The organism is Xylella fastidiosa, assembly GCF_011801475.1.
Taxonomy (GTDB): domain Bacteria; phylum Pseudomonadota; class Gammaproteobacteria; order Xanthomonadales; family Xanthomonadaceae; genus Xylella; species Xylella fastidiosa.
In genome coordinates this window covers 989,795-1,014,628 of sequence record NZ_CP044352.1, presented here as the reverse complement: position 1 = coordinate 1,014,628, position 24,834 = coordinate 989,795, and the positions used below count along the sequence as shown (strand labels likewise).

Below are 24,834 nucleotides of genomic sequence, written 5' to 3'. Positions count from 1 at the left end.
TAGACTACGCCCGCCGCAGAGACTAATGGCTATTTTTAGCTCCTATTTCCTGACAGAACGCGTTTCACCCTACCCGCTTCCACTTCAGGCTGCTTCATCGCAATGACTCTCCACCCAGTCACACCATGACTGTCATTCGTATTCACCTTCTCAGCACTTTAGATAAATCAATAAAAACACTAAAGGTAATAAATAATGGCAGACATCTCTTTGTGTGATTCACACACATCATTAGATGAAAATACTTTTAATGCTCTGCCAACACATTAAACCAGCCTTCGTAATATTGCTCACCTCACACCACACAGGATCACCGTACTGAGTGAGCCTTGCCTGCCCGAAGCAGCACACACACCAATACAACGCTTTAGATTAACGATCCGCAGCAATCCACCTACAACCCACGTCGTAGCACTACTACACCAATGCAACATTCATCGCATGCCCTCCACCTGGAATGGCAGATCATGCGACACGCACTACACCCCATCACCACAGCAACAACGTGCATGACATAAAAACCCATTGCACAATGACCACATGAACATCCCCAACATTATCTCCGCACTCACTATCGCCGGCTCGGACACAGGCGGTGGCGCAGGCATCCAGGCCGATCTAAAAACGTTCGCCGCACATCATATACACGGACTCTCTGCGATTACCGTGCTAACTGCGCAGCACACCCGCGGGGTGAATGCAGTGCATATACCGCCGCTGGAATTTATCGCAACACAAATCGACACCTGCTTCTCTGACTTCAATGTACACGCCGTCAAACTCGGCATGCTCGCCAATGCCAAAGTCATCACACTGGTCGCCGAAGCCTTGCAACGGCATCAACCACCTTGCATCGTCCTAGATCCCGTGATGATTGCTACCAGCGGCAGCACACTCCTTGAAGACAGCGCATTGGAGGCTTTACGCACCCAGCTGCTGCCATTAGCCACCTTAATCACACCTAACATTCCAGAAGCCGAGCGACTCCTCAATCGTCATATCAACAGCGGCAGCGATGCCGACACCGCAGCAGCATCATTACTGAAACTTGGCGCTCACGCGGTACTACTTAAGGGGGGACATTTGAACGAAGGCAACAGTGTGATTGATCGCTTCGACAACGGCACATTACGCGAGCGCTTCAGCAATCCACGCTTAGCATTGAATGCCCACGGCACCGGCTGCACCCTATCCTCAGCGATCACCGCCCAACTGTGCCTTGGTCTGAACCTGCATCAAGCCTGCAAAGCAGGCATTGACTACGTTGCACGCGGATTGCACGCGGGCTACCGACCTGGACGCGGCAACATCACCGTACTCAACCACATACCACCAAAGCATACGGAATAAACACTCTAAAGACTGATAGCCAACAATACACATAACATGCCCATCCACTACCATCAGTGCGGATGCAGACATCAAAAACCACACCCTGCCATTCACCCAAAAACTAAGAAGGACTCCAAAGACCTATTTGCGCATTAACTAAGATCAGCAAGCACACGTAGCACTCAACGTGCAGCGCGCAACAAAGCATCCTCCACAACATCCTTAGTCAACACATTGGGAAGAATGTTGGGCGGTGCACCTGGTCCATAAACCACATACAGCGGTACACCTACTGCCTGATGCTGGCTTAGAAACGCACTAATCTGAGCATCTCCATTAGTCCAGTCACCCTTCATATACACAGCATCAATCCGATGCATCACATCGTGAAAAGCATCACTGGACAACACATTGCGTTCATTCGCCTTGCAGGTCACGCACCAATCCGCAGTCACATTGACAAAAACAACACGGTTATCGGCACGCAAACGATCCAGAAGCAGCGGCGAGTAAGCCACTTCATCGCTACTGACATTCTGCGGGATCGAATGCGGTATCTTCAGTTGCGTCACCCCCCAAAGCGGCAACAAGGTCAACAATAACAATACACTGGAGAGCACCAACCCCCAGCGATCAGCATTCCAACGGCTGCGCTCGAACCAACACAATCCCATTGCCAACATGACCAAGCCAACCAACAGCAACGACTGTGCATCCACACCGCGCTGTTTGCCCAGAACCCACAATAACCAGATTGCAGTCAAATACATTGGCAATGCCAGAACGTATTTCAGTGTCTGCATCCATGGACCCGGCGTCGGCAAACGACGTGTCAACGATGGCACAAAGCCAAGCAACAGAAACGGCAATGCCAAACCAAAGCCAAGCGTAAGGAATACCAACATTGCCAACAACGGCGGCGCGGTGAAGGCGTAGACCAACGCAGGGCCCATGAATGGACCAATGCAGGCACTGGACACCACACAAGCCAACACCCCAGCGAAGAAATCGCCTAATGACCCACTGCGCGCCATCAATGACTGACCTATCGCACCAAACTTGGTGCTGCTCATGGTAAAGACCCCTGACAAACTCAGGCCAACGGCAAACATCAAGTAAACCAATACACCCACAAAGCCAGGCTGCTGAAGCTGAAAGCCCCATAGTATCTTCGCCATAATCGCGATACCGCCGATGACGCCAAACGAGAGCAATACGCCGGCTGTGTACCAAATGGCATGGCGACGCGCACAAGCACGGCTCTCACCGCTTTTAGCCAACGCTAATACCTTCAGCGATAACACCGGCAACACGCACGGCAACAAATTCAATAGCAAACCACCGACTAATGCCAGAGACAACGCCATGAAAAACTTGCTCGCACTGTACGAGGGATGATTCTCCAAAGCGCTGTCAACCGAAACGGCCGACTGACTGGCCGTGGCCGGCGGGACGTTGCTACCTGGCAAACGCAATGGGTTCTGGAGAGAGGCATGGTTACCCATCAACGGTATAGCATTAGCGCGATTCGGCGAGGAGACCTTTCCAGAAGGCAAAGACAAACGCACCCGACGAGTCATCGGCGGATAGCAAATGCCGTCAATTTGGCACCCCTGGAAAGTCGCTACCAGAGTCGCATTAGCGATAGGCCCTGAATAATCACGCTGTAGCGGCAGCATCACTTCAATTTGATTGAAGTAAACGACCACATCACCAAAATGCTCATCGTGATACTTACTGCCCTGCGGCCAATACGCCACACCCGTATGAACAGTCTTATCACCTTCCAAGGCCAGTGAAGTGCGGTCACGGTACAGGTAGTACCCCTTGGCCGGGGTAAAACGCAGCAACAGATGATTACCATCACCAACGATGGCCTCAAAACCGAACGCCTGCTCGGCTGGAAGCGGCAATGCACGGACTCCAGGAACAATCTCACTGAGCAATGGTCGCGCGTCAACAGCACTCCCCCTATCCTGCCTATCAACCACAGCTCCTCTATCCAAATCATTACCATCAGTCGGCAACGCAACATGCAACGTGCGTACCTGTGGTGGGTAACACACACCGGCATCCGCACATCCCTGGTAGTTCACTTGCAACGTCAGCTTATGCACACCTTTCACAGGCAATACGCTGCGCACCGCGGTCAGACTCCCACGGTAAATTTCAACGTCCCCTAAATACGAATCATTCTTCCTGTAGCCATTTGGCAAATTCAGCTTGGAATCGCTTTTGAGCACACCATCATTCAAGACCCGCACCGCAATCCTATGTCGGTAAAGGTAATAACCCTCGGCGATCTTCCAATGCACCAACACATGATGGCGATCAAGAGCTTTCACCCCGACCACAAAAGCCTTTTCCACCGGAAGTAGGTCCGTTTCGCTGACGGCGACTACAGGAAAAGAAATCAGTGCCAATACACATAGTGTGGCTAAACGATGCAAGAACGTCATGGTAGAGAGTATTCCTCGTCAATCTCTGTATTAATCCAAGTCAAGTACTCAGGTAATCCCACGCTGACCTGGACTGCGATTGCCTCCGGCAGTCGATAAGGATGCAGCGCGCACAAACGCGTAATAGCGGCGTTCACATGCACAGCGTTGGTCTTAATCAGTAACTGGATCTCTTGCGTCGTCTCGATCTTTCCCTGCCAACGATAGGTTGAGATCGCACCCGGTAATTGAGTCACACAAGCTGCCAACCTTTCCTGTACCAATACGCGAGAAATAATTTCAGCGCTCGGCAAATCAGGGCAGGTGCTGAAAATCAGGTATACATCAGATGCCATAAGATCACAGTGTAAAGGCTGAACGACTCTCTGATATCGGGCACAGATATATTTGTGAGATTAATGTGAATAACGACATACTTAATAGCCTATTCAGCGATACTTTTGTTACGCCATGAACGTGCCTTCGTTATGTTTCATGAGTTCAATGCCTAGAGCATGCGCACTCAGCAAAGCATCAATAGCGCCTGACACCACCACTCATCAAAAATGCCAAAAAGTCAGACGCTAGCAAACGATCCAACCGAATCTACCAACGTAATACGGCTATGCAAGCAACCCGGTTTACCCAACTTGCCCAGTGATACCAATCATTAAACTAAAATGGAGTGTTGGCTGAGTCATGCTCTTGCAGCCTTTCAGAACACCAACTGCATCAGCACAGCGAACCACCCTTGCCGCACACACGTATTGCACATAGGGATTTAATCAATGAATTTCACAAAAAAATCTCTGAACCCCCTTGAAACCCCTACACTCAGCCATATATGCCGTCTTGATCCTGAGTTTTCAGTCGTCAGGATTTTCGCATGTGCGGAATTAGCACTCATTACATAAGAGTGCTAACCCTCCCATGTAAGATCTATATAAATCAATCACTTAAAGAGGGTCTTTATGAGCATCAAACCGCTTCATGATCGCATAGTGGTCAAGCCAATCGAAGCCGACGAAGTTTCCCCTGGTGGTATCGTGATTCCAGACTCCGCCAAGGAAAAGTCCACTAAAGGTGAAGTCATCGCCGTCGGTGCCGGAAAGCCGCTGGATAACGGCAACGTCCGTACCCCATGCGTCAAAGTGGGTGAGAAAGTGATTTACGGTCAATACGCAGGCAGCACCTACAAGGCTGAAGGCGTCGAATACAAAGTATTACGCGAGGACGACATCCTGGCGATCATCGGTTGATTAAGCCAAGCCCGAAACTCGTGAATGCATCCGACATATCACGCCAACAGCGGACACATTGTTCCATACATCACTAATGTTCTCATCGCGAATCTTGGAGTAAAAACATAATGGCTGCCAAAGAAATTATTTTCAGTGAAAAAGCCCGTTCACGTATGGTGCACGGGGTGAACCTGCTTGCTAATGCAGTGAAAGCCACCTTAGGTCCCAAAGGCCGCCACGTAGTGCTTGATAAGAGCTTCGGCTCCCCAATCATTACTAAAGACGGCGTCTCTGTCGCCAAAGAGATTGAGTTGGCCGACAAGTTTGAAAACATGGGCGCACAAATGCTTAAAGAAGTTGCGTCCAAAACAAATGACCATGCAGGCGACGGCACCACCACTGCAACGGTACTAGCCCAGGCGTTGATCCGTGAAGGATGCAAAGCAGTGGCCGCTGGTATGAATCCAATGGATCTTAAGCGTGGTATCGATAAAGCAGTCATTGCCGCGGTTACCGAACTGAAGAAGATCTCCAAGCCAACCAGCGACGATAAAGCCATTGCCCAAGTCGCAACCATCTCTGCTAACTCAGACGAGTCTATCGGCAACATTATTGCCGAAGCAATGAAGAAGGTCGGTAAAGAAGGAGTGATTACCATTGAGGAAGGCACAACTCTAGAAAACGAATTGGATGTCGTCGAAGGGATGCAGTTTGACCGTGGTTACTCTTCGCCATATTTCATCAACAACCAGCAGTCCCAAATTGTTGAGCTGGATAATCCCTACATCCTCCTTCACGACAAGAAAATTTCCAGTGTGCGCGATTTACTCACCGTGCTTGACGCCGTCGCCAAAGAAAGCAAGCCGTTGCTGATCGTCGCTGAGGAAGTCGAAGGCGAAGCTTTGGCAACTCTGGTCGTTAACAACATCCGCGGCATCATCAAAGTCTGCGCAGTCAAAGCACCTGGCTTCGGTGATCGTCGCAAAGCCATGCTGGAAGATATGGCTGTGCTGACAGGCGGCACCGTCATCTCGGAAGAAGTAGGTCTGTCTCTGGAAAAGGCCACGACCAGCCATCTTGGCAAGGCCAAGAAAGTACGCGTCTCTAAAGAAAACACCACCATTATTGATGGTATGGGTGACAACGATGCGATCAATGGTCGCGTCAAGCAAATCAAGACCCAGATCGAGGAAACCACCTCGGACTACGACCGCGAAAAACTGCAGGAACGTGTAGCCAAGCTCGCCGGTGGTGTAGCCGTCATCAAGGTCGGTGCTGCAACCGAAGTGGAAATGAAGGAAAAGAAAGCACGTGTTGATGATGCTTTACTTGCAACCCGTGCAGCCGTTGAAGAAGGAGTGATTCCAGGTGGCGGCGTGGCCCTGATACGTGCAATCACGGCAATCAGCAATCTGAAGGGTGCCAATGAAGACCAGACACACGGCATTCAAATCGCATTGCGCGCTATGGAGGCACCATTACGCGAAATTGTTGCCAACGCCGGTGAAGAGCCATCGGTCATCTTAAATAAGGTGAAAGAAGGCAAGGACAATTTTGGCTACAACGCCGCTACTGGCGAATTCGGCGATATGGTCAACCTTGGCATCCTGGACCCAACCAAGGTCACCCGTTCAGCACTCCAGAACGCTGCTTCAATCGCTGGCCTGATGATCACCACAGAAGCAATGGTCGCCGAGGCTCCGAAGAAAGACGAGCCAACCCCACCTGCTGCTGGTGGCGGCATGGGCGGTATGGGCGGTATGGATTTCTAAGAAAATAAACTAACGGTTGTTGTATTTATCAAAAAAGCCCTGCTCACGCGGGGCTTTTTTTCTGCGGCGATCCTTCAGCGTGCAATGGTGACACAGCAACAACTTTAGCTTCTAAGAACGTTGGTTATCCAATTCCTGCAATATTTCAGGAAATTTAAGGATAATTGCAAAACATCCGTACCCAATGCATAAATGAATACAGATACAGATCAACATCCACTGCATTTACACGAAACCACATAATAAAAATAGAAATAACTACTAATAGATAAAGCCAAACTCATTTATATTTCTCATTTAATTTCTTTTGAACAATAGAAAATCCTTGATCATGTAACCAAACACGCCCCTCCAAAACCAAAGAAACACTAAGTATCACATCACCACTTTCATCAACATTAATCGGGAAGCGAATATATCGCTGAGCACCTGCTGTAATATCCTCTCCTTGAGGAAAATCGACACGGGGAACCCAAGCATCAATTTTAGGAGTAGTCCCCTTCGGATGGACCTGCCAAGATAACCGCAATGGATGCTCCTTAGGCAATACAAGCAAAGGATACTCACTTTGATTATCTACCTTGACCTTGACTTCATAGCGTCCATCACACAGTTTTTTTACATTGATAATCCCAAGCTTGATACGCTTTATTTGCTCGTTTGGAATTTCACGCCAATCTCCCTCTGAACAATTAGGAGTATCCAATGCAACAAAATACTTAAAAATACCCATATCCAAATTTTCCCCAAGGTGCCCAGCATAAAAACGCCGTGCTGATTCCATACGCGAAACAGCCTGCAAGCACGCCGGTTGCGTAGGATCATTCGTTGAATAACCATTAGGAAAATTTCCAGAATATCCGTTCAAGGTCTTCAATCCACGCTCTTGAGCAAGCAACATACCATCCAACTCGGTCATAAAGGATGGCTCAGATGTATTGACAGGAACAAAAATCACTGTGGAAGCATTCAGATGTGCAGGCAACTTTTGATCGAGCGTTGCGGCACGCATTTTCGCTTCAGCAATATCATAAAACTGGCCTTTCATTAGAATAGTTTCAATCATGAGCGCTACGCACAGTGAAGCTGCTAATATGATCCATCTTCCGCTTTTTAAGCGTGCCGCATCTATTCCAGAGGCAATCAGAATCGCAAGTGGAATCATTAATATTAGAATGATACGAGATACAGCTCGAATCGAATTAACTCCAGGGAAATCAGCAAATAATAGATAGAATGATTGATCTTTAATATTTAAGGTAAATAACATCAATAACGCCAAAGATATAATAGAAACATTCACTATTGGCGATCTATTGAGGGTTAACGCGAGTACAACCAACAAAAGCGCACCTAGACCCACAAACATCTGATGCTCATGGCGCATAGGCAAATCCTTGCCTACGTGGTCACTGAAGGTATGCCATATCGTCGAGATATCAGAAATAAAATAGCTGCTGATACGCGGTAACATCGAAGAGATGTCATGCGAATCACGCGAGAAACCATATAATTTTGAATATAAAACATAGGGATACATTAAAACTAACAGACTGGTAACGACTAAACCTAGTAATAGGAAAAGAAATAAAGCATCTCTCCTGTTTGAATTCACCCAAGCACCGAAACCAGCAAACCAGGTTAAAGGAGATGTCCTTTCAATCCAGCATTGCGCAGCTATCCAAGCGAGTAACAACAATGACAAGAAATACCCGAGATAAATAGAGACATAAAATTGCAATGCCACTGCTAGCGCCCCCCAACCCAACCACAGTGGAGCACCCAACTGGCGAAAGCGCTGCCAACACAGCAGCGCCAAAGGCGCTGGAAAACAGTAGCTTAATTGAGCATGACCTACATGATGGGCAACGGTTGGCATCCCGAAAGTAAAGAAAAACGCTCCCCAAGCAGCAGCAGCAACAGAGTAGCCCAATTTCCGAAGCACAAAGTGCATTGATGCGAAATTCAGCAGATAGCCTGTCAAATACCAAAGATCATAAGCAACATACCGATCAAAGCCTAAGATGCGATAGATCGAATAGATCCAGGCAGTTCCCCAATGATTATCGCTAAAAGCAAGAGCACCAGGCATCGGATAAAAAAATCCAGGACTCAATAGTGATTCATTACCGCCACTCACCCATCTATAAAAATACTCAAGAATAATGCCATTGAAACGAGCATCCCCTAGATCACCAGGCACGCCGCGGAAGTAATTAACATGTGTTGCCAGTATTAAAAGTAAACCTAAAGCAAGCAACATAATAGGCATCAGCAGATGCCATTGACGGAATGGTGGAGGATCTTGCTGGTAAATAGCAGTCACTTTAATCATATGATATTTCTTATACCTTATGTTTATTGACAACGATAATCTAATTTCATCCGACTTTCACGGAAAGGATCTGTCAATGTATCCGTATAATTTCCCATCAATAAACGATGCTTGGGTAAAAGATTTTTACGGTAGAAACGACTGAATGAAGCTAAGCGCTCACCACGCTCAGTCAGCTTAACGCAGCCATTATGGATATAAATTGTTCCTGACTGAAGCTGCTCGGTCAATCGAACTTCTACCAAATGATGTTCCCGCATATACTCATCTTGAAATATCTGTTGGAAAGCATCTTCACGAATACCACCACCTCGTTGCTGTAACTTTTCGAGGATATAGAAAGAAAGCGAACGATCAACAACAGTTGGAATCGAAATTGCGAACAAATATGCTCCAAGAAGCCATATCACTAGCAACTGTACTATTTCCAGTGAAGAAAAATTGTTGAAAAAACGGAATATCCAAAATAATAAACCCACTAATACAGCAGCCAGCACACCATCCAGCAGGCTCGCATAGAAGACAACATTCACTTTAAAATAAATAATATGTATATAATAAAAAGCCAGCATGAATACAATAAAAACAAACGTAACCAAAGCTGATTTGAAAAACATATTCATTTGAAAACCATGAATTTATTAGAAAAGAAACTAAAAACGACTTGCATAGCAGTAGCCATCAAAAAACCAAGGGTATAGTTCAAATTGTAAACGTCAGTCCAAAAATACAAGATGCACGTATGTATTAAGGCGATGCAAAAATACGTCAATATAAACAGCAATGCCTGCTTAGCCAACGGCACTTGCACTATACGGAAAACAAAATAACGGTTGCCAATAAAAGAAACGATGATTCCGAATATAGCTGCAATACCATTTGCCAATCCCGCTGAATGCAGGCCAAGTACTTCCAAAGTAAATCGCAAAATAGTGTAATGGACAGCAGTTGCGACTAGCCCATTAAGCAGATATCGAAGAAGTTGACCACGTAGCGCGCTATTAATTCTGTTTCTATTACTTCGGGCAGGCATACAGGATCTCTTCAATAAAACCCTTGTAAGTCTCTGGAGGCGATACACCACTACTACGGATGATTCCAGACATCATCAGAAGAAGTAAAGTCAACGCCGCAGTTTGAAGGAAAACAAGCAGCAGGATGCCGTTAACCAGAGAAAACCAACCTGGTGTCGCATAACCAAACATTTTCAACAGAAATGCCAATACGCCACCAAAGATCGAAGAGCTGGCGATCACAGTGCAGGCAATACCAACCCGTACCAAAACATCTTCAGCGAAAACCATCAATGCACGGAAGCCATGAAGCGCCAAACTAACAAAATTCATCTTGCTACGTCCCGCATAACGTATACCCCGATCAAGAGCATAGCTCGAAACGCGCAGCTTAGAATTGAGCACGCAGGCTGCTACGTGAATCCACAACTCCTGCATTGCAACAAGCCTGCGCACCGCCGACATTTTGGCTGCCATGAAATTACCAAAACCGATTTTTCGCCCGCTAAGCAACGAAAACAAGTACTTGTAGATCACATAAAAGACGCGGAACTTGAGAGTTTCCACACGACTCTTACGAGTGGCAACTACTACATCAATCTGTGCTGAATCCAGATTTCCCAGCAATTCAGAAATACTTCCAGGAGTATCCTCACCATCAGAATCCATGACGACTACGTAATGCGTGTCACCGAAATGCTCAACCACATAGCTCAAGCCAATCGCAATTGCTCGCTGGTGACCAACATTGCGGCGCAACTTAATCACAACTCCCTGCAATCCAGCGGCAGTGATCGCTTCCGGATGAAGCGGTTGGCGTATGGAGCCATCGTCAACAGCAACGATATAGGTATCAGTCCTCTGATTTTTTGCAAGTTCCTGGAATAACTGGCTTGAAGCTTCGATATCTTCAAAAACCGGTATCACAATAACAAGCGGAGGCACTGAAGCAGACATTGCTAAACACGCTTACGGAAATAAGCAATGGTTTCCCTGAGGCCATCTTCAAGCGAGACCTTGGGTTCCCAGCCAAGTTGAGATTTAGCCAAAGTGATATCCGGCTGACGCTGTTTCGGATCATCCAAGGGCAGCGGTTGAAATACGATTTTTGAAATACTACCCACCAATTTAAGGACCATTTCAGCCAGCTGCAGCATCGTAAACTCAGTGGGGTTACCAATGTTTACCGGTCCATTAAAATCTTTGGGACTTTCCATCATTCGCAACATGCCATCAATCAGATCATCGACGTAGCAGAAGCTGCGCGTTTGGGTACCATCCCCGTAGATGGTGATTGGCTCACCACGCAGTGCCTGCACAATGAAGTTACTCACCACCCGACCATCATTGGGATGCATGCGCGGACCATAGGTATTAAAAATACGCGTGACCTTGATCTCTAACTTGTGCTGGCGCCAATAATCGAAAAACAGTGTCTCCGCACAACGCTTCCCTTCGTCATAGCAACTACGGATGCCCACCGGGTTCACACGCCCCCAATAGGTTTCGAGTTGTGGATGAATTTCTGGATCGCCGTACACTTCACTGGTGCTGGCTTGAAGAATACGTGCCTTGACCCGCTTGGCCAGCCCTAACATGTTGATTGCACCATGCACACTGGTTTTTGTCGTCTGCACTGGATCATGCTGGTAATGCACTGGCGATGCCGGACAAGCAAGATTGTAAATGCGGTCGACTTCAACATAGAGTGGGAAGGTGACATCATGGCGTATCAATTCAAACTTAGGGTGACCAATCAGGTTGATGACACTGTCCTTGCTACCCGTATAAAAATTGTCAACACATAATACATCGTGACCGGAAGCAACCAATTTCTCGCATAGATGGGATCCCAGAAAGCCAGCACCCCCGGTGACTAGCACTCTGTTGTTATTTCCAGACATGGGTACTCCATAAGAACACTTCAAAATCCAAGCTTGATCGACCAAGGAAGATAAACTTCTCAGTCGACTCGTCCATCAAACAGCAGTTTTGAGCATCCATTCCAATGTTTCTCTCAATGGAGGAGAACTCCAAGGGCCAATCAATTGCCGCAACAGAGAATGATTTCCACGGAGAATACGCACCTCGTTGGTACGCATAAAGGCCGGATTGATCCGAACCTCAATGGCATGTCCAGTAATATCTCTGCAAAAATCAATCGCATCACGCAGGGAATAAGCAACACCAGAACATACGTTGATTGTTTTTCCAACCGCGTTTATGGTTTCAACCAAACGTCGATATGCCTGAACGACTGAACGCACGTCACTAAAATCACGCTGCACATCAAGATTGCCAAGTTCGATATGCTGGGAGCGAAGGCAAAAATGCGCGACGATTTTAGGGATAAGAAAAGTATCTGCCTGCCCAATCCCTGTGTAATTAAACGGTCGGGTAACCACCAACGGTAAACGCTCACGCCACAAGCTAGCGGCATACTCCATAGAAAGTTTGCTCACTGCATAATCGTTGGTTGGTGCTGGCTTCGTAGACTCTTCCAACTCCCCTTCGGATGCATTGCCATATACGTTGGCACTGCTGGCCAGCAACACACACTCTGGCGTTGCATCGCCGTGGGTTAAAGCAGTTAATAGGTTACGCGTGCCGATCACATTGACGTGGTAGAAATCGTTTGCACTACCATGTGCAACAAAAGCCAGCGCAGCCAGATGGATCACAACATCCGGACGCACATCAGCCACACTCCGGGTAAGCGCGTCGAGATCACACAGATCAGCTTGCAACCAACGCACCGAATCATCTTGTGTCTCAGGGAGAGACTTACCAAGGGCAATGACTTCGTAACCATGGCTAAGAAGCTCGTCCAGCATATATCGACCGGTAAAACCGCTGCTACCTGTCAATAGAACACGCTTACCAGAAAAATTCATTTAGAAGGGGAAATCGCGTTCGCTGCGGCGCACATCTGCTTCCATCATCATGTGACAAAGCTCCTCAAGTGTGGTCTTTGGTTCCCAACCCAGCTTCGTTCTAGCTTTGGCCGGATTACCGATCAACAAATCCACCTCAGCCGGTCGATAAAACTTAGGATTGATTGTGACTAAAGTTTTTCCCGATGCAACATCAACACCACATTCCCGTTCGGCTTGTCCCTTCCACTCCAACTGGATATCAACGGCACTGGCAGCCAAGCTGACGAAATCACGCACAGTTTCAGTTCGGTTGGTTGCCAGCACGAAAGTATCTGGCTCATCAGCCTGAAGCATACGCCACATTCCCTCAACATATTCCTTCGCAAAACCCCAATCACGTTTGGCATCCAAATTACCAAGCTCTAATACGTCTAGCTTCCCTAATTTAATCATGGCAATCGCATGAGTGATTTTACGAGTAACAAAATCACGCGCTCGCAACGGCGATTCGTGATTAAACAAAATACCACTAGCAGCAAAGATACCGTACGACTCACGATAATTAACCGTCATCCAGTGAGCATACAACTTGGCAATACCGTATGGGCTGCGCGGATAGAAAGGCGTTTCCTCAATCTGCGGAGTCTGCTGGACTTTTCCAAACATCTCAGAAGTCGATGCCTGATAGAAGCGAATCTTAGGATTAACAATCCGAATGGCTTCCAACAGGTTCACCGCACCCACTCCGGTAATATCGGTCGTGGTCAATGGCTGGTCAAAAGAGACGCCAACAAAGCTCTGTGCGGCAAGATTATAGACCTCTTTAGGAGCGGCCAATTCGAGCAATCTCACACTCGAAGAGAGATCGGTCAAATCATATTCGACCAGATGTAAATTGGGATGCTGTGCAATCCCAAGTTCATTAATACGCCAGAAGTTCAATGAGCTAGAACGACGATACGTACCATAAACCACATAACCCATTTCGAGGAGCAACTGCGCTAAATAAGCACCATCCTGTCCTGTAATACCCGTAATGACCGCGCTTTTATTACACATTAGTATTTCTTCAAAACATGATTGAAAAAGAAATAAACATCACTTTATTAATGGTGAATCTATCTCAAAAAAGAATTATAAACACATTCACTCACATCTCCCCCACTCTGTCTTTGACGAAATTCTCGCGCGTAACAAGGCGTTCGGTATCTTCAAACAACACAGCAGCCAAATCAGCTGCACTCTCCCGCCAAGTCAGCCAAGACATCACATCACTGCGCTGATATCGCTGCTCCCGATACAACACAATCCAATCCAGAATCGCATCACGCGCCTGTTCGGGTGCGGTTCCTGAAAAATAAGCCGCATATTCACCCGCCACTTCCCGAAAGACGGGAATATCACGTGCAATCACCGGCAACTGATGCTGCGCCGCCTCAATCAGTGGTAATCCAAAGCCTTCTCCTTCAGATGCAGCAATCAAGCAACTACACGCCGAATACAGTCGTCCCAACAGTTCATCACTGGCACCAACGAACCAGAACAAACGGTGATTCAACTCAGAATGAGACTTTAATTCCTCGCACAGTGCATCTACCAACCATCCGATCTTACCTACAATCACTAGCATCACATCATGCTCTGCAGCCCACAATTGATCAAAAGCACGCAGGATCTGAGCATAGCCCTTACGCGGTTCTAAGGTACCCACCATAAGAAAACTCACCCGGCCATTCAGTTGCTCAAGCACGCTGTGCTCATGTTCCAACATGCCCTGGCTTGGCAAGCTACTCTGAATATCAGCTCCGAGGTGGAACCAGCGTACATCCGGGCGCTTCTGCAACTGCTGTTCGTCCATCCACGCCAGTACATCATCAGCCGTCGCATGGGAGATGCAAAGCAATACCTCAGAAACCCCCACCACTTCGCGCAACCAACGCTCATGGTGATATGCACCGTCAACTTGCCACCAATCGGGACGACGCACCGGCAGAATATCGTAAATAACAAATGCGATCCGGACACCAGCATTACGCAAGTACTGAAACCAATCCGGCAACAAAGCGATACATTCATTCACCAAATCAAGACCAAGAAATACATCCCCGGAATGACAGACCAGCGGCGTGTCCTCAATCACCTTACCTGTGCCAGTCAACTCGGCAGCATAGGCATTGGCGCACACATAGGTGCAGGACTCAAGATCCATTCTCACCAATTGGATGACATAACCTTCAGGTGGCTGACGCTGCCATTCCAAAACAATCGCACGCGTGACACGTTGAATACCCGTTCTGAAATCAAGTAACGCCAGTTGAGTCACGTCAACCATAATCTTAGGTACCGGAGGAGGTACCGATCGATCAATTGCATCGGCCAAAGCAAACAAATCAGTGCTGGTTTCACCACCACCCAGTTCAATCAAGCGATGTTCAAGTGAACGTAGCAAGACATCGTGCTCTGGAATCCCCTGGCACACAGCATACTTGCCTACCTGTTCGCACACTTTAAGAAAACGAAGTGCCACTGCATCCCAAGAGAATTCCCCAGCACGCTCCAAGCAATACCTACGCAGCTCCTCCAAATCAGCAGTGTGATCGAGAAAATGCGCCATGCGGTCACAGATAGAATCTACATCGAATGGATCAAAAAACGCATCGGGGTAATGGACAATCTCGGGAATACTGGACACACCCGAGACAAGTACCGCAGCACCACAGGACATTGCTTCGAGTACTGGAAGACCAAACCCCTCATGCCAGGAGGGAAAGATGAAAAAGCAACACAGATTATAGAGAGCAACCAAATCATGGTCGGAAATATAACCGGTGAAAATGACTTCTCCTGATGTCAGACCCGCCGCAGTAGCACGCTCCAGCAGCTGTTTGACACAGTGATCAGGCATTCGTCCAGCCAGTACCAGCCTACAGCGCGTGCGCTGGCCATGCTCCAGACGCGCATAAGCATCAATAAGACGCTGTAGATTTTTGCGCTCGTCAGAACCACCGGTATAAAGAATAAAATTGCCATCCAACCCAAATTTATTCAAAACCATCTGTAATTCAGGGGAGTGACGGGACAGTGATACGAAGATTGAATCGCACGCCGCGGAGATATTGAACACCCGCTTGGCATCGTAGCGCATCACGTTAACAGCCTCAGCACAGGAACTCTCTGAAATCCCGACTAATGCGTCAGCGCAACGTAGCTGAGTGAGTTTACGCTCGTAGTACTTACGATAAGCAGGTGCCGGATCCAAGTAGATATTGCGGTGAATCCACGGGATCATGTCGTAGAACGTCACCACAGTAGGTATGTGGACGAACTGACCAACACTGGTAACAGCATTGTCTCCGTAACCCTCGAACATGCTTGACACGTGCACCACATCAGGAGCCAATGCGGCAATCGCCGCCTCTCTGATTTGTTCCGCGCGCGCATTTGCCCCTTGCATCTCTTTGATTGGCAAAGGCACATGGAACACATGGATATTGACCTGTGGCAACAACCCCTCAAAAGCCTGCCGAATCACTGGAATTTGTTCTGCAAAAGCGCCATTAAGGATGAGATGAATATCGTGGCCACGATGATTACGTGCTGCAGCCATGGCTAACGACAAGGTATAGCGACCAATACCACGATGGCGGCTTCCTTCAGACTGCGCACCCTGCAGATCCATGACGATACGCATCAATCATTCTCCCTTGTTTATCTGACCTATCATGCGTGCGTAGATCTCACGTCCACGACTTGACAATAAATGCGTACCTTTTTTTTCATCGCATGCCAAGGAGCGATGCATCTGGCCCAGCACATGCGGCACGGGTACGGATACCAGCACATCAGCAGTGCTCAACGGAGGTGCCACCAAACCCTCTTGTTCAGCTAGTGAACGCAAGCGTCGATGCAATACAGGGACACGCTTTACTACGCCATTTAATAACGCTCTAATGCCTGGACGGTGTAACAATGGGCGCATTGTCAGGATGAGGCACTTACTTATCGCGCGCCTGGGCGAACAACATAGCAATCTGACAATTCTAGAAAAAACTCGCAGCGGACGCGTCACACGCCAAGAATGGCTGCGACGGATATCATCCAGTCTGGCACGCAGGGAATCGACCTCCGAAATGAGATGCTCTAATTGCGCACGATGCGCATCAATGGCCTGCTGCAAACAGGCTTCGGATGCCTTCAACGTCTTGACTTCTACATAAGCAGCAATCGCATCCGCACGATACGCTTCAATAGCCTGGCGCAACACCACCTCGGACACCTTCAATGCCTCAACTTCTGCGTGTGCCCCAAGCGCATCAGACTGACTTTTTATCAAGCTCTTCTGACACTCATCCCATTGACGCACGCCCACCGCACACCAACCATTTTCCAATCTAAAACCATCAAGCACATTGGGAGGACACGCAAACCCAGCCAGCAACTCAGGATGGCGTTCACTCACGTAGAATCGATTCAACCCATCGAAGTAAGCGAACACATAACCTTTACCCAGAACAGCAGCCTCCCACTGCGTATGCGTCGACTCAACCGTCATGGGTCGAGTCGCCTCGACGACCACTACCCAAGGCCTCACTGGAGAAGCAACCCAGCTGCGCAGCACCCGAGCCTCACTACCTTCCACGTCGATTTTCAGCCAATGGACTTCACGCCCACATACGTGCTCCAACACTGCATCCAAGGTTATCGCAGCGACACTAACGTCACGCACCACAAATCCATTGGCTTGGTGAGTATCAGCAATATCAGGTTCGGTAGTACTCAAGCCAGTATCGGCAATATCAAAGAACGGCAGCACACCTGCCAAGTCACTCACTGCAACTTGAAGTACCAGCTCATCTGGCCGACGCATACGTAACGAGTCAGCACACTCTTGATTAGGCTCGATATGTATACCGCGCCAACCACGCTCATAGAACAATTTGCTCACCGAATCAATATCTGGGCTGTACGCCCCAATATCGATATAGCATCCTCGGTCAACATGCTTGAGAGCACGCCAGAGCATGATGTCTTCAAAATTTTGCGCATAAGAAATCAACTCTGACATCAGTTATTCATCTGCCGGGAAGAAAATGACATGAGGCTAAAAATATTTATCAAATGATGAGTGAGATATAGCACACGCGTGCACTGTTGCACTGTCAACACGTTCCAAACATTCGACGCATTACACCTTAGAACCTTTTTTTCTGAGAAAATACCAAGAAAATACAACGGCACTTAATCACCACTGATACCACCGCCGTTTGTTTACGGAGCTACCACAGAATAACACCCTGCTTACAGTGCTCATCACCCTGTAATAAATCATGTTTCAAGAACAGAAGACATACTTAATGTCGTCCTGGATCACTAAGCGCTCTAAAGCACCATGTCATTTATCAAGATAAAACCAATAAATAAATAGTAATTGATATAATCATTCAACAACTGAAATAATTCCACGAAAATTAAATATCCGAGACGAAACCCTTGAGATATACCGTTCTCTCCGCCTAACAATCGGATACTCCAGATTGCTCATTGCACATACATCAACGACTACACAGCATGCGCTCAAAACACAGCGGCAACATCACAAAATTGTTCAATGCCCGTAGCACACCAACCAGCAACTTGATGACTACTGGAGTTAAAGCTCTAAATCCTTACCGAATAGTCGTGAATAATATTGTGCTTCAGTAAAACTAAAACTCAGGCAGCCAGTGAGCCACTATAGCGCAAAGGTATCTAACCGTCATTGGATACGACGACGCAGGTAATTCAATAAATCAATGCGTGTAATCAGGCCCAAAAACTGATCATCTTCCATCACTATAGCCACTTGGCCTCGCTCAAACACAGGGAGTAACGCCTCAATCGGCGACTTCACATCCAATCGGTGAAGTTTACTGACCATCGCGGTAGAAACAGGGTCACAAAACCGAGTCTCATCACCATAGACATGTAACAGCACATCGCTTTCATCAAGGATACCGACCAACTGTCTGTCCTCAATCACTGGCAACTGTGAAACACCGTATCGCTTCATACGCTGGTAAGCCACAGTCAGCAAATCATTGGGATCAACCACAACAGTATGACGCTGACTGTAAGGATGCAGGATCAGATCACGCAAATCACCATAATGTGGCCTTTTCAAAAAACCGTTATCCAACATCCAATCGTCGTTATACATATTTAACAAATACTTGTTTCCCGTGTCGCAAACAAACACCAATACACGCTTGTGCTCAATCTGCTCACGGCAGTATTTCAATGCCGCAGCCAACACAGTACCTGTTGAAGAACCTCCCAGAATCCCCTCTTTACTCAACAACTCACGTGCAGTGTGAAAGCTCTCCGCATCACTGATCGCATACGTTTTTTTGATCCGCCTGAAGTCGGAAATCGGAGGCAAACAATCACTTCCAATCCCTTCAACCAACCAAGTACCAGACTTATCACTACGTGTTCCCTCATTGATGTACTGGGTAAGAATAGAACCAACCGGATCGGCCAAAATCAATTCGACATCAGAAGCAACTGAGTCGAATGCCCGCGACAAGCCTGTGATGGTGCCAGCACTATCGCAACCTAATACAACCGCATCCACATGACCGCCCATCTGCTTCAGAATCTCCGGACCAGTACCGAACTCATGCGCAGCTGGATTGTCCGCATTTCCAAACTGATTAATGAAGTAGGCTCCTGGTGTCTCGGCTGCCAGTTTTTCAGCCAAATCTTGGTAGTGCTCTGGATGACCCTTGCTGACATCTGAGCGGGTCAATATCACTTCCGCCCCCATAGCCTTAAGATTAGAAATCTTTTCCCAAGCCATGTTGTCCGGTACAACAAGGATCAGGCGATAACCCTTCTGCCGAGCTACAAAAGCCAAGCCCATACTGGTACTGCTGGCAGCCCCATCAACCAACGTAGCACCCGGCTTGATATGACCACGGCACTCAGCCGCCTCAATCATCGACAAGCCCACACGATCCTTGATTGAACCACCAGGATTAGCGCTTTCAAGCTTCAAAAATAAATCACAGAGACCAGTGTCAAGGCGCTGCGCCTTGATAATCGGCGTATTACCAATCAATTCAAGTACGGAAGAATGAATGACCATGTACTCTCAATCAATGAACTTACAGGAGGGTCGCACATTATTCATCTAAACAGAGCAGTATAAGCAACGAGCGGCAGGGAAATAACTCACCGCTCGCTGCAAGAGACATTGTTATTAAAATTAGGAAATTCAGTGCGGGCGTTGCTCGTATAGCCTGATGAGTTTCATCTTTGCGAACAGCTTCTCTCGTTTCATCTGGCTCAAGGTCACATCACTGATCGGAAGAACCCCCAACTCGGCATCCATGCATTTTTTATCGAGCAACTTATGGCGCTGATATAACTCTTTAAATTCTTGACTAGCCTTGATTAAAGCATCGATTTCTGACTGTGATTGCCCTTCAAACATCATTTGGACTCCTTCTGCTAGAAAACAAAAACGCCCTAGAAATTGAGAGAATCAGAAGGTACTGCTTCAGAATGAGGGATGCCACGAACAGTCAAGATTGACCTGTCACAGGAAAAATCTGAACGATACGCTCCTCATTACGATTCACACTCTTGCTGCATATCGGACTGGACCTCCCACATTCTTGCAGTACAACTGGCCAACTACGCACCAAACGCCACACATGCTCTCTAGATGGAGCAATAGTGCATTAACAAGACCGCGCTGACGAGTGTATTCCATATAAACAGTCCATATGAACTTCACCCTACCCTGCATATTCAGGGCAGCACCATAACTTCAGCCGCTTTGGTGTTGGTGTTGGTGTTGGTGTTGACGTTACCGTTACCGTTACCGTTACCGTTACCGTTACTGATTTTGAATCGATTAGCGGGGACACCCGCAGCAACCAAAGCATCAAGCAAGACTTCAGCACGCTTATGGGCCACCACCGCATCACTGCCATAACCAACAATCTCCACACCGCCTCTTTTAACAATTTTCAAGTACTGCGCCAGTGCCTGAATTTGAGCACGCGCACTCGATGAAAATCTCTTCTTACCACCGCCGTAAGCCTCCGTACCCAAAGTAAAAATCTCGATACGCTCATCAAAACGTGAAGGCGGCAACTTAGCACCGGAAAGTAATTCCGCTTCCTCGCGAGCTAACTGCGCAGCCTTCTGCTGAGCAACACTGAGATTGGCCTGCTGCTTTTCAGCAATACTGCTAAGAGCCTGCTCAGCATTTTTGCGGGCTATCGCCTCAGCCTCAGCAGTATGACGCGCACGCTCAGCCTCCTCAGCTTGGATTTGCGACTGGATACGCAACTGTTCGGCCTCATGACGAGCACGGGCAGCCTCCCGGCGGCTTTCTTCAATAAGCAGATCATTACGCGTACCCGCCAACTGATCCAGTTGACGCCGAAGCAATGCAATGCGCACCGTGGTTTCAGCAATCTCCACACGCCGATCAGCCAAGTAAAGCAACTGATCACGCTCCCTACGCCTGGCATCCGCCAATGCCGCCACTGCCTGTTGTGCCAACAACTGCTCGTAACGAGTGGCATCAGCGACTTCAGAGTTAGCACGTAGTGCATTCAAACGAACATTAAACGCATCAACCTCCGGATCAACTTTGGCAGCCAACGCGACGACAGGAATCAACACCAAGACCAGAGCGCAAGACAACAACGTCGGTTTGATCAACATCATTATTTTTCCTCCGTGGTGCCTAAAGTATTCTGAAGCTGCATGACCTCAGCCCTACGCTGCTCCAGCTGAACCTGGAACATAGCTACTTGACTGCGTGCGGTCGCCAAATCTGCATCCGCAGCGGCACGCTGTGCAATCAGTGGCCCCTGTTTACGCTGATCACGATCCAACAGCGCGCGCTGAGCTTGAATCAATAATTGACGTGCTTGATTGATCAGGTTCGGTGCGTATTGATCCGCATTGGCCTGAGTAGCACGCTGAATCGCCTGCTCAGCAACCTCCAATTCAGACGATGTCACCTGAGCCAAAGCCGGGATAGAACATACAAAGAAACAACCAAGAGCAAACACTATATAGAGGGATCGGCACCTTTGCGCGAAACTCATCATCATTAGCAAACTCATGAACAAGAAGACTTAAATCCCATCATTGTCAGGAGCCAACAGCACGCTTGCAATGATGATGTATCAAGATTCATAGAAAACTTACTGTTAACAAAAAATCACATTAGAACACCCAGAAAAATTTTCTTAGCCATTTTAATTATCTGACATCATTCAAAGAAATTTTTATTCATTTGTTTAGTCGCTCTCTTCATAAAGTTAAGGAGTATCAATGGCTATTGAAAATCATTCTCTTTTAAGATAAAGTCACTATGAAGGTGACAGAACATCCCCCTGTCCCCCGTCGGCCCCAGCTTCCGGGTTTCCTGTCTACAGATAAATGATCGTCATGTGCTGCCACAACTCAACCAGCACCGATCATGGCTCACTGAGACCTCCAATGCCATTCATTAAGAGTCGCAAACACCTCATCACAGCAACGGCCAGCAGCCGCCACCTCACCGCAGCTGCCCTACTGTCCTCTTTCTCATTCTCATTCTCATTTGTCGCTCAGGCACAAGCGATCCCAATCACCACGCTCGACAAAATTGACGTACAAGCTGAACAACTAAAACGCTATTCCGCAGACAAACCTACCTATGGCAAGTACACCCAACCACTGATCGACACCACCCAGACCATTAACATCATTGGCAAAACTCTGTTCAACGAACAAGGCGCCACCTCACTCACCGAAGCATTACGCAACAGCCCGGGCGTAGGCACCTTCTACGTCGGCGAAAACGGGACCACCTCAAGAGGTGACAGCGTCTATATGCGCGGCTTCGACAGTTCCAGCAGCATCTATGTCGATGGCATCCGTGACCTTGGCTCAATCACCCGGGACGTCTTCAACCTGGAACAAATAGAAGTCACCAAAGGCCCGTCTGGACCCGACTACGGACGTACTTCGCCGACTGGCGCGATTAACCTGATCACCAAACAGCCCTTTCTACACAATGCCAACACTGCAAGCATCTCCTATGGCACAGCTTCGCAACGCCGCATCACCAGCGACCTTAATCTCATTGTCAGCCCTGATTCGGCATTCCGCTTAAACATCATGGGACAAGACATCGGGGTTCCAGGACGCAACAATGTCAAAAACAAACGCTGGGGTCTGGCCCCATCAGCAGCATTTGGCCTGGGAACCAGCACCCGCGTATTCGTCAATTTGCAATATATCAACCAGAACAACATTCCAGACGGCGGCGTGCTCACCATTGGCTTACCCGGCTACAGCACCCCAGACAGCACACGGACACAAATCAGCGCCGCACCGCGCGTGGACAGCAAAAACTTCTATGGAACCGGATCAGATTTCGAACATGTGAAATCGTCCATGACAACCGTACGTATTGAGCACGATATCAATGACAAAACGAAACTGCAAAATACCTTGCGCTGGGGTCGCAACGAACAGAGTTACCTACTGACCTCCTACCGCGGCAACGTAGAGAACTTAATAACACCGGACCTAGCCGATCCTTCGACCTGGACAATCAACCGTGAAATACCAATATTCAAGAATCAAACCAACACGATTTTGACCAACCAAACCAACCTTAATCTGACTCTGAAAACCGGCCCGATCGAACACAACATCGCCACTGGTATGGAACTGACCCGTGAACGGATGCAAGGCTACGGTATCAGCAGCAGCGGTCGCTGGCCGGCAGCCAACCTGTACCACCCGGACCCGGACGTCAGCGGGCTGCACTGGGCAGCCAATGGCGCCTATGCCAACGGACGTACTGATACCACCGCGTTTTACCTGTTCGATACACTTAAGCTCAATCAGCATTGGCAGCTCAACAGCGGCCTGCGCTGGGACCGCTATAACACCGACTATGCGGCACTGCTCTGCGACCCAGTACGTAGCCGCATCTACTGCAACACAACACCTATCACACTCAATCGGTTCAATGGCAACACGTCCGGGACGCTGTTCGGCTGGAAAACGGGGATATTATTTAAACCCACCAAACACAGCAGCCTCTACATCAACTACGCCGTGTCCCAACAACCACCCGGAGGTTCCTCACTGGATCTCAGTGCCAAACCCCAGGATGCCAATAACCCGAAGTACCAACCACAAACGGCACGCACCGCAGAAGCAGGTGTGAAGTGGAACTCGTCTCAAGAAGGCTTGCAACTGACCGCCGCCATATACAACACCCAGGTCAAAAACGACATCGTGCAAGACCCCATCGACCTACAGTATTACCAAAATGGTAAGAAACGCGTGCGCGGTGTTGAACTCAGCGCAGTCGGCAAAATCACCAATGCCTGGTCAATATCGGCAGGGTTCACTACGATGGACGCCAAAGTCAAACAGGGACCCTCGGTCTCGGCCGACGGTTCACCCACACTTGCTTACACGCCCAATCAAGCATTCACCGCCTGGAGCACATACACCCTCCCATTTGGCCTGACCATCGGCGGTGGCGCACGCTACGTCGGAGAAATGAAACGCGACAGTAAAACCGCGATCGGGACGCCAACCTATATCAAGAGCTACTGGGCCCTAGACATGGTACTTAGCTACCGCCTGAACGAACACCTGGATCTACGGCTGAACAGCTACAACTTGTTAAATAAAGACTACGTCGCAGCGATCAACAAGAGTGGCTATCGGTATGCACCAGGGATCCCACGTGCGTTTCTACTGACAGCAAACTTCCACTTCTAAGCGACACGAGCACGGCATGAACACCTAG

General features: G+C 48.2%; 19 protein-coding genes. 4 read left to right on the top strand and 15 right to left on the bottom strand.

Going from position 1 to position 24,834, the window contains the following annotated elements; genetic code table 11:
- The first annotated feature begins 540 nt into the window (after positions 1-540).
- Entirely contained in the window at positions 541-1,350 is an 810-nt protein-coding gene (gene thiD, locus F7G16_RS04370) for a bifunctional hydroxymethylpyrimidine kinase/phosphomethylpyrimidine kinase (RefSeq protein WP_004088681.1), read from the top strand.
- Between the two features lie 164 nt (positions 1,351-1,514).
- Here the strand turns inward: thiD and F7G16_RS04365 are convergent, their stop codons facing one another.
- A complete protein-coding gene (locus F7G16_RS04365; RefSeq protein WP_004088682.1) occupies positions 1,515-3,791 on the bottom strand; it encodes a protein-disulfide reductase DsbD family protein in 2,277 nt (758 codons plus the stop codon).
- Positions 3,788-4,126: a divalent-cation tolerance protein CutA gene (gene cutA, locus F7G16_RS04360; RefSeq protein ID WP_004083506.1), complete on the bottom strand. Its 339-nt coding sequence runs from the start codon at positions 4,124-4,126 to the stop codon at positions 3,788-3,790. Before cutA ends, F7G16_RS04365 begins: the two co-directional genes overlap by 4 nt.
- Positions 4,127-4,741: 615 nt before the next feature.
- On the opposite strand from cutA, the gene F7G16_RS04355 reads away from it, so the two are divergent.
- Together F7G16_RS04355 and groL are read left to right on the top strand one after the other, a co-directional pair.
- Positions 4,742-5,029, top strand: coding sequence for a co-chaperone GroES (locus F7G16_RS04355; protein ID WP_004088683.1), 288 nt, complete (start codon positions 4,742-4,744; stop codon positions 5,027-5,029).
- Between the two features lie 110 nt (positions 5,030-5,139).
- Positions 5,140-6,783 (top strand): chaperonin GroEL, encoded by a 1,644-nt coding sequence (gene groL / locus F7G16_RS04350; RefSeq protein ID WP_011098153.1) that lies wholly within the window; start codon positions 5,140-5,142, stop codon positions 6,781-6,783.
- Positions 6,784-7,063: 280 nt separating this feature from the next.
- Here the strand turns inward: groL and F7G16_RS04345 are convergent, their stop codons facing one another.
- The 13 genes from F7G16_RS04345 to F7G16_RS04285 form a co-directional block, all read right to left on the bottom strand.
- Positions 7,064-9,118: a hypothetical protein gene (locus F7G16_RS04345; protein ID WP_004088685.1), complete on the bottom strand. Its 2,055-nt coding sequence runs from the start codon at positions 9,116-9,118 to the stop codon at positions 7,064-7,066.
- Positions 9,119-9,141: 23 nt separating this feature from the next.
- Complete coding sequence (locus F7G16_RS04340) at positions 9,142-9,741, bottom strand: hypothetical protein (RefSeq protein ID WP_004088686.1); 600 nt, start codon at positions 9,739-9,741, stop codon at positions 9,142-9,144.
- Positions 9,738-10,151, bottom strand: coding sequence for a GtrA family protein (locus F7G16_RS04335; RefSeq protein WP_004088687.1), 414 nt, complete (start codon positions 10,149-10,151; stop codon positions 9,738-9,740). The genes F7G16_RS04340 and F7G16_RS04335 overlap by 4 nt, the downstream gene beginning before the upstream one ends.
- Entirely contained in the window at positions 10,135-11,088 is a 954-nt protein-coding gene (locus F7G16_RS04330; RefSeq protein ID WP_004088688.1) for a glycosyltransferase, read from the bottom strand. Before F7G16_RS04330 ends, F7G16_RS04335 begins: the two co-directional genes overlap by 17 nt.
- Positions 11,089-11,090: 2 nt before the next feature.
- Positions 11,091-12,035 carry a UDP-glucuronic acid decarboxylase family protein gene (locus tag F7G16_RS04325; RefSeq protein WP_004088689.1) on the bottom strand — a complete coding sequence of 315 codons (945 nt, stop codon included), beginning with the start codon at positions 12,033-12,035 and terminating at the stop codon, positions 11,091-11,093.
- 75 nt (positions 12,036-12,110) lie between these two features.
- Entirely contained in the window at positions 12,111-13,025 is a 915-nt protein-coding gene (locus F7G16_RS04320; RefSeq protein ID WP_004088690.1) for a GDP-mannose 4,6-dehydratase, read from the bottom strand.
- Positions 13,026-14,066 carry a GDP-mannose 4,6-dehydratase gene (gmd, locus tag F7G16_RS04315; protein WP_004083513.1) on the bottom strand — a complete coding sequence of 347 codons (1,041 nt, stop codon included), beginning with the start codon at positions 14,064-14,066 and terminating at the stop codon, positions 13,026-13,028.
- Positions 14,067-14,157: 91 nt separating this feature from the next.
- Entirely contained in the window at positions 14,158-16,698 is a 2,541-nt protein-coding gene (locus F7G16_RS04310) for a glycosyltransferase family 4 protein (RefSeq protein WP_004088691.1), read from the bottom strand.
- Between the two features lie 3 nt (positions 16,699-16,701).
- Complete coding sequence (locus F7G16_RS04305; RefSeq protein WP_004088692.1) at positions 16,702-18,072, bottom strand: FkbM family methyltransferase; 1,371 nt, start codon at positions 18,070-18,072, stop codon at positions 16,702-16,704.
- 690 nt (positions 18,073-18,762) lie between these two features.
- Positions 18,763-20,133: a pyridoxal-phosphate dependent enzyme gene (locus F7G16_RS04300; protein ID WP_004088693.1), complete on the bottom strand. Its 1,371-nt coding sequence runs from the start codon at positions 20,131-20,133 to the stop codon at positions 18,763-18,765.
- Positions 20,134-20,262: 129 nt separating this feature from the next.
- Entirely contained in the window at positions 20,263-20,481 is a 219-nt protein-coding gene (locus F7G16_RS04295; RefSeq protein WP_004088694.1) for an HP1242/YdcH family protein, read from the bottom strand.
- 320 nt (positions 20,482-20,801) lie between these two features.
- Positions 20,802-21,728, bottom strand: coding sequence for an OmpA family protein (locus tag F7G16_RS04290; protein ID WP_038233200.1), 927 nt, complete (start codon positions 21,726-21,728; stop codon positions 20,802-20,804).
- A 2-nt stretch (positions 21,729-21,730) separates the two neighbouring features.
- Positions 21,731-22,123 (bottom strand): DUF4398 domain-containing protein, encoded by a 393-nt coding sequence (locus F7G16_RS04285; protein WP_004088696.1) that lies wholly within the window; start codon positions 22,121-22,123, stop codon positions 21,731-21,733.
- Between the two features lie 391 nt (positions 22,124-22,514).
- Between F7G16_RS04285 and F7G16_RS04280 the strand changes: the two genes are divergently transcribed.
- A complete protein-coding gene (locus tag F7G16_RS04280; protein WP_004088697.1) occupies positions 22,515-24,806 on the top strand; it encodes a catecholate siderophore receptor Fiu in 2,292 nt (763 codons plus the stop codon).
- Positions 24,807-24,834: the final 28 nt, after the last annotated feature.

What these genes read in the sequence shown, in the direction of transcription:
- thiD (WP_004088681.1), top strand. Translation starts at nt 541, where the DNA reads ATGAACATCCCCAACATTATCTCCGCACTCACTATCGCCGGCTCGGAC.
- F7G16_RS04365 (WP_004088682.1), bottom strand. Translation starts at nt 3,791, where the DNA reads ATGACGTTCTTGCATCGTTTAGCCACACTATGTGTATTGGCACTGATT.
- cutA (WP_004083506.1), bottom strand. Translation starts at nt 4,126, where the DNA reads ATGGCATCTGATGTATACCTGATTTTCAGCACCTGCCCTGATTTGCCG.
- F7G16_RS04355 (WP_004088683.1), top strand. Translation starts at nt 4,742, where the DNA reads ATGAGCATCAAACCGCTTCATGATCGCATAGTGGTCAAGCCAATCGAA.
- groL (WP_011098153.1), top strand. Translation starts at nt 5,140, where the DNA reads ATGGCTGCCAAAGAAATTATTTTCAGTGAAAAAGCCCGTTCACGTATG.
- F7G16_RS04345 (WP_004088685.1), bottom strand. Translation starts at nt 9,118, where the DNA reads ATGATTAAAGTGACTGCTATTTACCAGCAAGATCCTCCACCATTCCGT.
- F7G16_RS04340 (WP_004088686.1), bottom strand. Translation starts at nt 9,741, where the DNA reads ATGAATATGTTTTTCAAATCAGCTTTGGTTACGTTTGTTTTTATTGTA.
- F7G16_RS04335 (WP_004088687.1), bottom strand. Translation starts at nt 10,151, where the DNA reads ATGCCTGCCCGAAGTAATAGAAACAGAATTAATAGCGCGCTACGTGGT.
- F7G16_RS04330 (WP_004088688.1), bottom strand. Translation starts at nt 11,088, where the DNA reads ATGTCTGCTTCAGTGCCTCCGCTTGTTATTGTGATACCGGTTTTTGAA.
- F7G16_RS04325 (WP_004088689.1), bottom strand. Translation starts at nt 12,035, where the DNA reads ATGTCTGGAAATAACAACAGAGTGCTAGTCACCGGGGGTGCTGGCTTT.
- F7G16_RS04320 (WP_004088690.1), bottom strand. Translation starts at nt 13,025, where the DNA reads ATGAATTTTTCTGGTAAGCGTGTTCTATTGACAGGTAGCAGCGGTTTT.
- gmd (WP_004083513.1), bottom strand. Translation starts at nt 14,066, where the DNA reads ATGTGTAATAAAAGCGCGGTCATTACGGGTATTACAGGACAGGATGGT.
- F7G16_RS04310 (WP_004088691.1), bottom strand. Translation starts at nt 16,698, where the DNA reads ATGCGTATCGTCATGGATCTGCAGGGTGCGCAGTCTGAAGGAAGCCGC.
- F7G16_RS04305 (WP_004088692.1), bottom strand. Translation starts at nt 18,072, where the DNA reads ATGTCAGAGTTGATTTCTTATGCGCAAAATTTTGAAGACATCATGCTC.
- F7G16_RS04300 (WP_004088693.1), bottom strand. Translation starts at nt 20,133, where the DNA reads ATGGTCATTCATTCTTCCGTACTTGAATTGATTGGTAATACGCCGATT.
- F7G16_RS04295 (WP_004088694.1), bottom strand. Translation starts at nt 20,481, where the DNA reads ATGTTTGAAGGGCAATCACAGTCAGAAATCGATGCTTTAATCAAGGCT.
- F7G16_RS04290 (WP_038233200.1), bottom strand. Translation starts at nt 21,728, where the DNA reads ATGTTGATCAAACCGACGTTGTTGTCTTGCGCTCTGGTCTTGGTGTTG.
- F7G16_RS04285 (WP_004088696.1), bottom strand. Translation starts at nt 22,123, where the DNA reads ATGATGATGAGTTTCGCGCAAAGGTGCCGATCCCTCTATATAGTGTTT.
- F7G16_RS04280 (WP_004088697.1), top strand. Translation starts at nt 22,515, where the DNA reads ATGCCATTCATTAAGAGTCGCAAACACCTCATCACAGCAACGGCCAGC.